This window comes from Bradyrhizobium sp. Pha-3, assembly GCF_042258325.1.
GTDB classification, from domain to species: domain Bacteria; phylum Pseudomonadota; class Alphaproteobacteria; order Rhizobiales; family Xanthobacteraceae; genus Bradyrhizobium; species Bradyrhizobium elkanii.
The window spans coordinates 4819690-4831043 of record NZ_CP170151.1; the positions used below are offsets into that span (position 1 = coordinate 4819690).

Annotated in this window: 13 protein-coding genes; 6 read left to right on the forward strand and 7 right to left on the reverse strand. The window is 65.0% G+C overall.

Annotation, left to right across the window (positions count from 1 at the left end):
- Positions 1–74: 74 nt before the first annotated feature.
- Positions 75–281: a hypothetical protein gene (locus tag ACE10X_RS22580; RefSeq protein ID WP_244435909.1), complete on the forward strand. Its 207-nt coding sequence runs from the start codon at positions 75–77 to the stop codon at positions 279–281.
- 443 nt (positions 282–724) lie between these two features.
- On the opposite strand, the gene ACE10X_RS22585 is transcribed toward ACE10X_RS22580, so the two are convergent.
- The gene (locus tag ACE10X_RS22585) at positions 725–886 is read right to left on the reverse strand and encodes a hypothetical protein (protein WP_375762883.1); all 162 of its coding nucleotides are present in this window, start codon (positions 884–886) and stop codon (positions 725–727) included.
- 363 nt (positions 887–1249) lie between these two features.
- Between ACE10X_RS22585 and ACE10X_RS22590 the strand changes: the two genes are divergently transcribed.
- Positions 1250–1402 carry a hypothetical protein gene (locus ACE10X_RS22590; protein WP_244435907.1) on the forward strand — a complete coding sequence of 51 codons (153 nt, stop codon included), beginning with the start codon at positions 1250–1252 and terminating at the stop codon, positions 1400–1402.
- 242 nt (positions 1403–1644) lie between these two features.
- Here ACE10X_RS22590 and ACE10X_RS22595 read toward each other — a convergent pair whose 3' ends face one another.
- Positions 1645–2451 carry an enoyl-CoA hydratase/isomerase family protein gene (locus ACE10X_RS22595; protein ID WP_038386751.1) on the reverse strand — a complete coding sequence of 269 codons (807 nt, stop codon included), beginning with the start codon at positions 2449–2451 and terminating at the stop codon, positions 1645–1647.
- A 74-nt stretch (positions 2452–2525) separates the two neighbouring features.
- On the opposite strand from ACE10X_RS22595, the gene nthA reads away from it, so the two are divergent.
- From nthA to ACE10X_RS22610, 3 genes are read left to right on the forward strand one after another with little or no spacing between them, the layout of a single operon-like run.
- Positions 2526–3143, forward strand: a complete 618-nt coding sequence (gene nthA, locus ACE10X_RS22600; protein WP_375762884.1) for a nitrile hydratase subunit alpha — start codon at positions 2526–2528, stop codon at positions 3141–3143.
- The gene (nthB, locus tag ACE10X_RS22605; RefSeq protein ID WP_375762885.1) at positions 3140–3799 is read left to right on the forward strand and encodes a nitrile hydratase subunit beta; all 660 of its coding nucleotides are present in this window, start codon (positions 3140–3142) and stop codon (positions 3797–3799) included. The genes nthA and nthB overlap by 4 nt, the downstream gene beginning before the upstream one ends.
- Entirely contained in the window at positions 3799–4176 is a 378-nt protein-coding gene (locus ACE10X_RS22610) for a nitrile hydratase accessory protein (RefSeq protein WP_375762886.1), read from the forward strand. Before nthB ends, ACE10X_RS22610 begins: the two co-directional genes overlap by 1 nt.
- Before the next feature lie 367 nt (positions 4177–4543).
- Here ACE10X_RS22610 and queC read toward each other — a convergent pair whose 3' ends face one another.
- A complete protein-coding gene (gene queC, locus ACE10X_RS22615) occupies positions 4544–5263 on the reverse strand; it encodes a 7-cyano-7-deazaguanine synthase QueC (RefSeq protein ID WP_375762887.1) in 720 nt (239 codons plus the stop codon).
- Between the two features lie 128 nt (positions 5264–5391).
- On the opposite strand from queC, the gene mazG reads away from it, so the two are divergent.
- Positions 5392–6246, forward strand: coding sequence for a nucleoside triphosphate pyrophosphohydrolase (gene mazG / locus ACE10X_RS22620; protein ID WP_375762888.1), 855 nt, complete (start codon positions 5392–5394; stop codon positions 6244–6246).
- 178 nt (positions 6247–6424) lie between these two features.
- On the opposite strand, the gene mgtE is transcribed toward mazG, so the two are convergent.
- The 4 genes from mgtE to ACE10X_RS22640 all read right to left on the reverse strand — a co-directional run bounded on the left by mgtE (position 6425) and on the right by ACE10X_RS22640 (position 11351).
- Complete coding sequence (gene mgtE, locus ACE10X_RS22625; RefSeq protein WP_375762889.1) at positions 6425–7795, reverse strand: magnesium transporter; 1371 nt, start codon at positions 7793–7795, stop codon at positions 6425–6427.
- Between the two features lie 154 nt (positions 7796–7949).
- The gene (hflX, locus tag ACE10X_RS22630) at positions 7950–9344 is read right to left on the reverse strand and encodes a GTPase HflX (RefSeq protein ID WP_375762890.1); all 1395 of its coding nucleotides are present in this window, start codon (positions 9342–9344) and stop codon (positions 7950–7952) included.
- Between the two features lie 11 nt (positions 9345–9355).
- On the reverse strand, positions 9356–9604 hold the full coding sequence (hfq, locus tag ACE10X_RS22635; protein WP_006020546.1) for an RNA chaperone Hfq: 249 nt from the start codon (positions 9602–9604) through the stop codon (positions 9356–9358).
- 376 nt (positions 9605–9980) lie between these two features.
- Positions 9981–11351, reverse strand: coding sequence for a sigma-54 dependent transcriptional regulator (locus tag ACE10X_RS22640; protein WP_018271700.1), 1371 nt, complete (start codon positions 11349–11351; stop codon positions 9981–9983).
- Positions 11352–11354: the final 3 nt, after the last annotated feature.

Here is an 11354-nt window from a genome sequence, read left to right on the forward strand (position 1 = left end):
TTTGCAAATGTTAGTGCGGAGGTTTGCAGCGAACGCCACGATACTCCAGTCACGATATCGGACGGGGGTGCGTAATGACCGAGATCGAAAAACGTATCGAGCTGCTGGAGCAGACGGCCGCGGAACGCGCGCTGATCGCCGACCTCTCAACCGTTACGGAAACCCGCATCCGTAACGCCCAATTGGCGGACGAGTTACGCCTCGTCGTCGCGCAGCTCAGGACGTTGAGATCGGGTGACGTTCATGCGGTGAGATGCAGTGGACGCCGAGCGTGGTACTGACGAGAGCACGCAAGGCGGACGGCGAAATCGTGCAGGCCTGACGCCTCCCCGGCGAGACTGGGCTTTGTTGTTACCGCAGGGAAAGCCGGGTTGTTTCCGGTTACACCTGTGGTCCTACCTCCCGCATTTTTCATTACGCGGAACCCATGGGTGCGATCGGCACCCGGCTTTCCCTGCGCCCTCTGCTTTCAGAGCGGCGAAACGAAATGCAAAGCTCGGGCGATTCATGTCGCGAGAGCGCGAAATCATGACCACTGATCGCGCAACACACTCGCTGTCGTCCCTGCGAAAGCAGGGACCCATAACCACAAACGCAAATTGTTACGCGATGCTGGAACGACGAGTCCCGCCTGTAACGCCCGCCGCGGCGTATGGGTCCCTGCTTTCGCAGGGACGACGTGGGGGTTGGAGTTGTGCGCCCAGATGCAGCAAGCTACGCGGCCTCAGGCAGGTTGCAGCTCCGCCCCACCCGCCCTCGCCGCGTGCGGGCGGGCTTCGTCGATCGAAGCGAACGGGCCGACGACGTGATAGCCGGCCTGCCGTGCCAGCGCGGCACAGTCATCGGCAATGAAATACTCGTCTTCCACGATCAAGATCGTGCGCATAGCAGCACCTCTGCCAGTTGCGCGGATCATCGAGGCATTAACGTTTTCCCGCTGGACGGGTTTCCAAGGCGCGTCGTTGCGTGCGCCGTTAAGACAGCGGCCGTGGCCTATTTCACCGAGCGGGGAATTCGACGCCAAGGCGGGCTGGTCCCGTTTTCCAGGCACGCGCCGTCAGCTACCGGCCACCAGCAACCCGAGGTACAGCCAGAGGACAATTGTCACAGTGATCGTTGCGGCGAAAAAGTAGCGGTCGATGAGATTCATCAACTGCACCCTTCGGCTGACTAAGGCAGATATCGAATCGCGGTCGAGACATCAGTCGCCCCCGCTTTTCATCTCTGCGCCTGGTTCCGGCATTAACATATGAGAGATCGAGTCGCGCGGGAATTTCGCAAAATCCAAACAGAGGCGCGTGGCAGCAAACGATCGGAGCGCCCGCGCTGGCCGATGATCGTGGTGCGCAGTCCAACTGCAGCAAGGAAAGCCGCGCGCACCGGAGCGCGGCGGCGAAGTTAAGCTTGACGGTCGGAGAGGGTTGGGATGACGATTTACATATGCAAATGCGGACGCCGGTGACGGGCGCATGGTACCCGCTGCCTGCTCGGTCTCGACAACGGTGCAGGCGGATGCCCCAGCATCGGCCCCAGGGCCCTGAAAGGTGCTGGGGTCGTCTCCGCACCGCAAAGGCCCTGACGCATCGGCCCGGCGTCAGGGCCTTCGCCATTCCAAAGCCTGGAAGGGCTCCTGAACGAGAAGTATCAGCGCCCCTTGAAGCGCGGCTTCCGCCGTCCGAGGAAGGCCGCGACGCCTTCCTTGTGATCCTCGGTTAGGCTGGCCAGCGCGAACTGGTCGAGGTCCATGTGGCTGGCGAGATCGTCGAGCGCATGTGCCAGCCGGTTGACCGTCAGCTTGGTCATCGCGACCGAGATCGGCGGCTGGGCGGCGACCTTGGCCGCGAGCGCCATCGCGACGTCATATGACTTCCCAGGATCGGTCACCTGCTCCACCAAGCCCCATTCGTAGGCCTCATCGGCCGAGATCCGGTCGTCGGCCAGGATCACCGCCTGCTTGGTGCGCGCCGGTCCCATCAGATGCAGCATGCGCGGCACGCTCTGCCAGCTCATGTTCATGCCGAGCGCAATTTCCGGCACCCGCATATGCGCGTCGCGCGCCATGACGCGGAAATCCAGCGCGACCGCGAGTGCCACGCCGCCGCCGACGCAAAACCCCTCGATCGCGCCGATCGTGACCTGCTCCATGTCCTGCCAGGCGCGCGTCAGCCGCGGCCCGAGCTTCAGGTGCCGGCGTAGCGCGCCCATGTCCATGGTTTGGCGCGAACGCCCTTCGGCATCCTTGAGGTCGAAGCCGGCGCTGAACGATTTGGCGCCGCCGGTCAGCACCACCACCGAGGTCTCGCCATCGTCCTCGAAGCTGCGCGCCGCGTCGGTCAGCTGCCGCAGCGCATTCGGCGACAGCGCGTTGATACCGTCGCCGCGGTCGAACCGCACCACCGCGATGCGGCCCTCCGGCCCGAGCCCCTTCTCGATCGTCACATCATCAACCACGCATACCTCCCCGCTCGCATTCTTGTGTACTGCCTGCCTCGACATAGCACGACGGTTTCGCCTATTCTGTGGGCATGAGCGAACATGATCATCACGACCATTCCGAACTGTCGGAGACCGAACTGCGCGTCCGCGCGCTGGAATCGATCCTGACCGAGAAGGGCTATGTCGAGGCTGCCGCGCTCGACGCCATCGTGCAGGCCTACGAGACCAAGATCGGCCCGCATAACGGCGCCCGCGTCGTCGCCAAGGCCTGGACCGATCCCGCCTTCAAGAAGGCGCTGCTCGAGGACGCCAGCAAGGCGGTCGGCACCCTCGGCCATGTCAGCCGGGTCGGCGACCATCTGGTCGCGATCGAGAACACGCCTGGTCGTCACAACATGGTCGTCTGCACATTGTGCTCCTGTTATCCCTGGGAAATGCTGGGGCTGCCGCCGGTATGGTACAAGGCCTCGCCGTATCGCTCGCGCGCGGTCAAGGATCCGCGCGGCGTGCTCGCCGATTTCGGCGTCAGCCTGCCGAAGGAGACGGAAATCCGGGTCTGGGATTCGACCGCGGAGACGCGCTTTCTGGTGCTGCCGATGCGGCCCGAAGGCACCGAGGGCTGGAGCGAAGACCAGCTCGCCGAGCTGGTGACGCGCGATTCCATGATCGGCACCGGCTTTCCCAAGAAGCCGGGAGCGCCGTCATGAACGGCGTCCATGACATGGGCGGCATGGACGGGTTCGGCAGGGTCGACCCCGAGCCGAACGAGCCGATGTTCCATGAGGAATGGGAATCCCGGGTGCTCGCCATGGTCCGCGCGATGGGCGCGGCCGGCGCCTTCAACATCGACGCCTCGCGCTTCTATCGCGAGACCCTGCCCCCGCAGGTCTATCTGTCGAGCTCCTACTACAGGAAATGGCTGCTCGGGCTGGAAGCCCTGCTGCTCGACAAGGGCTTCATCTCGAACGACGACGTCGCCGCTGGGCATTCCGTCGCGCCGGCGAAGGCGCTCAAGCACGGCAAGTTCTCGGTGGCCGATGTCGAGCGCGTGATGGTGCGCGGCAAGTTCGGCCGCACGGCGCCGGCGCCGGCGAAATTCAAGGCCGGCGATCGGGTGCGGGCGAAGAACATCCATCCCGCCACGCACACGCGGCTGCCGCGCTACGTGCGCGGTCACGTGGGGGTGGTCGAGCGCGACCATGGCTGTCACGTATTTCCCGATACGGTGGCCAACGACGCCGGCGAGCATCCGCAATGGCTGTACACCGTCGTGTTCGACGGACGCGAGCTGTGGGGACCGGACTCCGATCCGACCATCAAGGTCTCGATCGACGCGTTCGAGCCGTATCTGGAGGCCGTCTGATGGATGCCGGTGCCGCCGCGCGCGCCACCAGCGCCGTCTCCAGCATTCCCCGCGATCAGGACGGCCCGGTGTTCCGTGCCCCCTGGGAAGCGCAGGCGTTCGCCATGGCGTTGAGCCTGCATGACCGCGGCGTGTTCACCTGGACCGAATGGGCCGCCGCGCTCGCCGACCAGATCAAGCGCGCGCAGGCTGCCGGCGATCCCGACACCGGCGAGACCTATTACCAGCATTGGCTGGCAACCCTCGAACACCTCGTGGCCGCCAAGGGCGTCACGACGCATGAGACGCTGCACCGCTACCGCGACGCCTGGGACCACGCCGCCGACCGCACCCCGCACGGCCAGCCGATCGTGCTGACGGCTAAGGATTTCGAGTAGCGGCGCATTCTTTCTCTCGTTTGCCATCGCGCAGGCCTCATCAAGCTCGTCGTCCTGGCGAAAGCCGGACCCATAACCACCGAATTGAATGATGGACGGGATCGCGGCCCCGGCGTCGCGCAACGATTGAGATTTGGGGTAATGGGTCCTGGCTTTCGCCAGGACGACGATGAGGGTGGGTTCTCGCGCGTACCGGGTCGCCCAATCGAGCCACACCCGCACGATTTCGGAATAATAGAAGAATACCGCTGAGTTGCCCGACGTGTCAAGTTCCCGTGTCGAACGCCGGCAGCCGCCGACTCCTTTGCATGGGGGTTGTTTTCGATATTTTGGCAGTGCGCCCCTGCGGACGGCTATCAGCCCACGGTTACGGGCCGCCCTGCGCGACATATTCGCGCCAGCCCTTGGCCCGCAGGCTGCAGGCCGGGCATTCGCCGCAGCCATAGCCCCAATCGTGCTGCGCGCCGCGTTCGCCGAGATAGCAGGTGTGCGAGTGCTCGCGGATCAGGTCGACCAGCCCTGCTCCGCCGAGCTCGTGCGCGAGCCGCCAGGTTGCGGCCTTGTCGAGCCACATCAGCGGCGTGTGCAGCTCGAAATCCCTGGCCATGCCGAGGTTGAGCGCGGACTGCAATGCCTTGATGGTCTCATCGCGGCAGTCCGGGTAACCGGAATAGTCGGTCTGGCACATGCCGCCGATGATGTGGCGGATGCCGCGCCGATAGGCCAGCGCCCCGGCGAAGGTGAGGAACACGAGGTTGCGGCCGGGCACGAAGGTGTTCGGCAAGCCGTCCGCGCCCATTTCGATCGCGACGTCGCGGGTCAGCGCGGTGTCGGAAATCTCCGACAGCGTCGGGATATCAAGCGTGTGGCTGTCGCCGAGTTTGGCAGACCATTCCGGCCGGACCCGCTTGATCCCGGCCAGCAGCTGGTCCCGGCAATCGAGCTCGATCGCGTGACGCTGGCCGTAGGTGAAGCCGAGCATCTCGACGCGGGCAAAGCGCGACAAGGCCCAGGCAAGGCACGTGGTGGAATCCTGGCCGCCGGAAAACAGCACCAGCGCGGTGTCGGAAGCGTTCTGATCGGTCATGGAACGCGATTTAGCACCTGACGGCGCCGTGGCCAATCCGTGGACAGTGCCGTGTTTCCGGCGTGTTTTGCTGGGATCGACAGGGCCGACTTGGCATAACGGCCATAACTCTCATACAGCAGTGCTCCATGACCCCTTCCCGCGACATTTCCCGCCTGATCGAGATCATGGCTGCGCTGCGCACGCCGGTGACCGGCTGCCCATGGGACCTCGTGCAGAATTTCGAGACCATCGCGCCCTACACGATCGAGGAGGCTTATGAGGTTGCGGATGCGATCACCCGCGGCGATCTCGACGATTTGCGCGAGGAGCTCGGCGACCTGCTGTTGCAGGTGGTCTATCACGCCAGGATGGCCGAGGAGCAGAACGCGTTCGCGTTTGGCGATGTGGTCGAGGCGATCACCGGGAAGATGATCCGCCGTCACCCGCACGTCTTCGCCGACAAGGACGGCAACATCCAGCCGGCCGGCGTCGAGAGCGCCTGGGAACGGATCAAGGCCGAGGAGAAGGCCAAGCGCGCCGCGCGGCGGCCGCCCGAGGAGACCGCGCACAAATCGCTGCTGGCGAGCGTGAAGGCGGGCCTGCCTGCCCTGACGCGCGCGATGGAGTTGCAGCGCAAGGCGTCCACCGTCGGCTTCGACTGGAACGACCCGCGCGCCGTGCTCGCCAAGATCCGCGAGGAGGCCGACGAGGTCGAAGCCGCGCTCGACCGCAACGACAGAGCGGAGATCGCCGAGGAAACCGGCGACCTGATGTTCGCGCTGGTCAATCTCGCCCGCCACGTCGACGCCGATCCGGAAACCGCGCTGCGTGCGACCAACGCCAAGTTCGAGCGGCGGTTTGCCTATATCGAGAAGGCGCTGGCGGCGAAGGGGCGTTCGCTGGATGGCGCGTCGCTGGAGGAGATGGACGCGTTGTGGAATGAGGCGAAGACCGCAGTCACCGCCGTCGTCCCTGCGAAAGCAGGGACCTATACCGCGTGATCTAACAGTAGGTTGGCGATACCAGTACCGGGCAATTCACCGCCAAGCTTGGTTGCGCTGAACAACTGCGACCGAGCTCAATAACTACGGCCGGTGGTTATGGGTCCCTGCTTTCGCAGGGACGACAGCCAATATGGTGGACGCGATTGCGGCGAAGCGCGCAGACGCGCTCCTCACCTCACAACAACGTCCCACGCAATATCACCGCGGCAACACCGAAATAGATCACGAGACCTGTGACGTCGACCAGTGTTGCGACGAACGGCGCGGATGCGCTAGCCGGGTCGAAGCCGATGCGTTTGAGGATGAAGGGCAGCATCGAGCCGCACAGCGATCCGAACGTGACGATGCCGACCAGTGCGGCTCCGACGGTCGCGGCGACGAGCACCCAATGCGGGCCGTAATCGAACAGGCCGAGCGTCTGCCAGAGCGTAATCCTGATGATGCCGATCAGGCCGAGAATGGCGCCGAGCACGATGCCGGTCGGCAGTTCGCGCACGGCGACACGCCACCAGTCGCGCAGCCGTACCTCGTGCAGCGCCAGCGAGCGGATCAACAGCGAGGTTGCCTGTGAGCCGGAATTGCCGCCCGAGCTCATGATCAACGGGATGAAGAGCGTCAGGACGATCGCCTTCTCGAGCTCGCTCTGGTACGACTGCATCGCGGTCGCGGTCAGCATTTCCGACAGGAACAGCGCGCACAGCCAGCCGGCGCGCTTCTTGATCATCTCGCCGAAACCGATCCGCAAATACGGCTCGTCGATCGCTTCCATGCCGCCGAACTTCTGGGCATCCTCGGTCGATTCCTCGACGATGGCGTCGATGACGTCGTCGACGGTGACGATGCCGAGGATATGGCCGGGGCCGTCGACGACCGCGACGGCGAGCAGGTCGTAGCGCGAGATCAGCCGCGCCGCCTCCATGCGGTCGGCCTCCGGCGAGATCATCAGCGGCTTCCGCGCCGGTGCCGCCGTCAGCACATTGGCGTGCGGATCGCCCGAGATCAGGCGGCGCAGCGGCACGGCCTGGATCAGGGTCTTCTTGACCGGGTCGATCACGAAGATCGAGTAGACAGTCTCGCGGGTGCGCTCGACCATCCGGATGTGATGCAGGACCTCGGCGATGGTCCAGCTCGAGGGCACGCTCACGAACTCGGTCGTCATGATGCTGCCGGCGCTGCGCTCGGGATAGGCCAACAGCCCCGAGATGACGTTGCGGGCCTGCGGATTGAGCCCGTTCAGCAGCGTGGTGCGCAGCGGCTCGACCAGCTCCTTGAAGATATCGGCGGCACGGTCGTCGGAGACGCCCGACAGCAGCGAGACCGCGGTGTCTTTCGGCAGCTCGGCGAGGATTTCGCAGGTGTTGTCGAGCCCCGGCAGGTCGAGCACCTCGATTGCCTTCTCGGCCGGCAGCGAGCGCAGCAGCTTGGCGGCATCCGCGGGCTCCCGGGCGTTGAGCGCCTCGACGATTTCGGGCGCCCGCTCCTGGGCAAGATCACCGTTCTGGCCGGCGACCGTGTCGTGAGTGAGGGTTTCGCTGGTGTCCTGCATCGATCGGCCTCGGCTTTGCGTTCTGCAGCGCAATGAACCAAGGCGGCGCGGATTTCAAACAGAAAGTGCGACGCCGCGTCGCAGGCGCATCGGCGCCCGCACCGTCACGGCATCGTCATATTTCGGAAGATTGCAGGGACCGTCTTCGACGGGCTTACGCCTCGTGGGGAACAGCCGCGAACCGGCTCATCACGATGTCGCGCTTGGTCTCGTCGACGCGCACGGTCATGTCGAAGCGCTCGCCATGCAGCTCCTTGTTCAGGACCTCGGCATTGCGGTGCAGCCAGCTGATGCCGGCGCCATCGGAGGCGTCGATCGAGAGATTGAGCGTCGAGCGCTTGGCCGCGAGGCGATCCTCGATCGCGGCGAGCAGCGCATCGATCCCCTCGCCTGTCGCGGCGGAAACCAGGAAGCATGGCCGCTCCGGCGGACGGCGCGCGGCGATATTGCGCAAATTGTCCCGCTCCTCGGGATCGAAACGGTCGATCTTGTTCCAGACCTCGATTATGCGCTGACCGCCGTCGGCGTCGGGGTCGATGCCGAGCTGGCGCAACACCGCCTCGACGTCGCGCTCCTGCGCCTCCGCATCCTCATGGGAGATGTCGCGGACATGCAGGATGATGTCGGCTTCCAGCACCTCTTCCAGCGTGGCGCGGAACGCGGCCACGAGCTGGGTCGGCAAATTGGAGATAAAGCCGACCGTATCCGACAGCATCGCCTTGCCGCCATGCGGCAGGTTGAGCGCGCGCAGGGTCGGGTCGAGCGTCGCAAACAGCATGTCCGCGGCCTGCACGTCGGCGCGGGTCAGGCGGTTGAACAGCGTCGATTTGCCGGCATTGGTGTAGCCGACCAGCGCCACCACGCGGTACGGCACGCGCTGGCGGCCGGCGCGATGCAGCCGCCGCGTCGCCTGCACTTTCTTCAACTCGCCTTCGAGCTTGGTGATGCGCTCGCTGATCAGGCGGCGGTCGGCCTCGATCTGGGTTTCGCCGGGGCCGCCCATGAAGCCGAAGCCACCGCGCTGCCGCTCGAGATGGGTCCAGGACCGCACCAGGCGGCTGCGCTGGTAGTTGAGATGGGCGAGTTCGACCTGCAGCGCGCCTTCCTTGGTCTTGGCGCGGCGGCCGAAGATTTCCAGGATCAGGCCGGTGCGGTCGAGCACCTTGGTGCTCCAGGCCTTCTCGAGATTGCGCTGCTGGATCGGCGACAGCGCGCAATCCATCACCACGAGCTCGACCTCGTTGCTGGCGACGAGCCCGTTGATCTCCTCGACCTTGCCCTTGCCGAGATAGGTCGCGGGCCGGATCTGGCTGATCGGCGCGATGACGGAGTCCACCACGGTGAGGTCGATCGCACCGGCGAGGCCGGCGGCTTCCTCGATCCGCGCTTCATAGTCGCGGACAGAGGATTCCGTTTGCGCATCGCCGTCGCCACGGCGCGTGCGCACGTACGGGCCGATGACGATCACCCGCCCGGTGCTGCCGCTCCCCGCCGACCCGGCCCTAGACTTGGTCCGGTCGGCGCCCCCTTCACGATTGAAGGGTTCCAATCAGTTCACTCTCAAGCCGGTGCGTCCTCACCACCTTCGAACAACTGAATCGGAGCTCCGGGCATGATGGTCGAGATCGCGTGCTTGTAGACAAGCTGCGAGTGGCCGTCGCGCCGCAATAGCAAGCAGAAATTGTCGAACCATGTGACAATGCCCTGCAGCTTTACTCCGTTGACCAGAAATATCGTCAGTGGCGTCTTGGTTTTACGAACGTGATTAAGGAAGGTGTCTTGTAGATTTTGTGCGCGGTCTGCCGCCATTGTTTTTGTCCCGCAAGCTTGTGCTTCTTTTTATTGAACCGGTTGCTGCTCTCTGACGGAGCCTCCTCCGGCTGCCCACCTGCCACGAGATCCCCCTCCGGCAGGCATAGCGGTAGGATTAGAGGCTACGCGCGGTTTTTAGGCAAGCCAGTTCGCGGTGCAGTCGGTAGGAACACGGTGGCAATTCTAAGAAAGTGCGGGGAAAGAGACGAATATTCTCGTGGAGAGTGGATAAATCCCCGGTTGTACCGGCCCCACCCTCGCCCCACTGATCGATCCAAACCGCCGCCGAGAGCCGCCCTGTCGGCTCCCCGGCGGTGACCGCCGGGGCTTCGCTCCGAGCCGCCGGCGGACTGCCGGCCTGCAGCGCCGGGGGTCAGCCGACCCCGAGCGCCTTCAGCTTGCGATGCAGCGCCGAGCGCTCCATGCCGACGAACTCCGCGGTGCGCGAGATATTGCCGGAGAAGCGGCTGATCTGGGCGATCAGATAGTCGCGCTCGAACACCTCACGCGCCTCGCGCAACGGCAGGCCCATGATGTGCTCGCCATTGTTGGAGGTCGGCATCGCCGGCACCATCGAGCCGACGTCCTGCGGCAGCATGTCGGCGGTGATGATCGCCTCCGGCCCGCCGCCGGCCAGGATCATCACGCGCTCGACATTGTTGCGGAGCTGGCGGACGTTGCCCGGCCAGACATGCGACTGCAGCACCGCCATCGCGTCCTGCCCGATCTGCCGCTTCGGCAAGCCGGTGGCGGCCGAGATCTGGTCCATGAAATAGTCGATCAGCTCGGGGATGTCCTCGCGCCGCTCCGACAGCGGCGGCACCCGGATCGGCACCACCGAGAGGCGATGATAGAGGTCCTCGCGGAAGCGGCCTGCTGCGATCTCCTCCTCGAGATTGCGCGCGGTCGAGGAGATGATGCGGACGTCGACATGGACCTTGCTGGTGCCGCCCTGGCGCTGGAAGGTCTGATCGACCAGCACGCGCAGAATCTTGTTCTGGGTCTCGCGGGGCATGTCCGCGATCTCGTCGATGAACAGCGTACCGCCATGCGCCTCCTCGAGCGCGCCGGCCTTGCGCTGCTGCTCGCCGTTCGATCCCTCGATGCCGAACAGCTCGATCTCCATGCGCTCCGGCGTGATCGCGGCCGCATTGATCACCACGAACGGCCCCTCGGCGCGCCCGGAGGCATGGTGCAGCGTGCGCGCGGCAAGCTCCTTGCCGGCGCCGGAGGGACCGACGATCAGGATGCGGCTGTTGGCCTTGGCGGCGCGGTCAATGGTCTGGCGCAGCTGGTTCATGCAGGCCGAGCGGCCGGTCAGGACGCTCGCCGCGGGTGCCAGTTGCTTAAGCTCCTTCACCTCACGGCGGAGCCGCGAGGTTTCCAGCGCCCGGGTCGCGACCAGGATCAGCCGATCCGACTTAAACGGCTTCTCGATGAAGTCGTAGGCGCCGCGCTTGATCGCGGCGACCGCGGTTTCGATGTTGCCATGGCCGGAGATCATCACGACGGGCAAATCGGCATTGTCCTTCTTGATCTGTTCGAGCAGCTGCAGGCCGTCGAGCTTGGAGCCCTGCAGCCAGATGTCGAGGAAGACCAGGTTGGGCCGGCGGTTGGCAATCTCGGCAAGCGCCGAGTCGCTGTCGCGCGCGGTGCGCGTGGAAAAGCCCTCATCGTCCAGAATACCCGCAACGAGGTCGCGAATGTCAGCTTCGTCGTCGACAATCAGAATGTCACTTGCCATGGG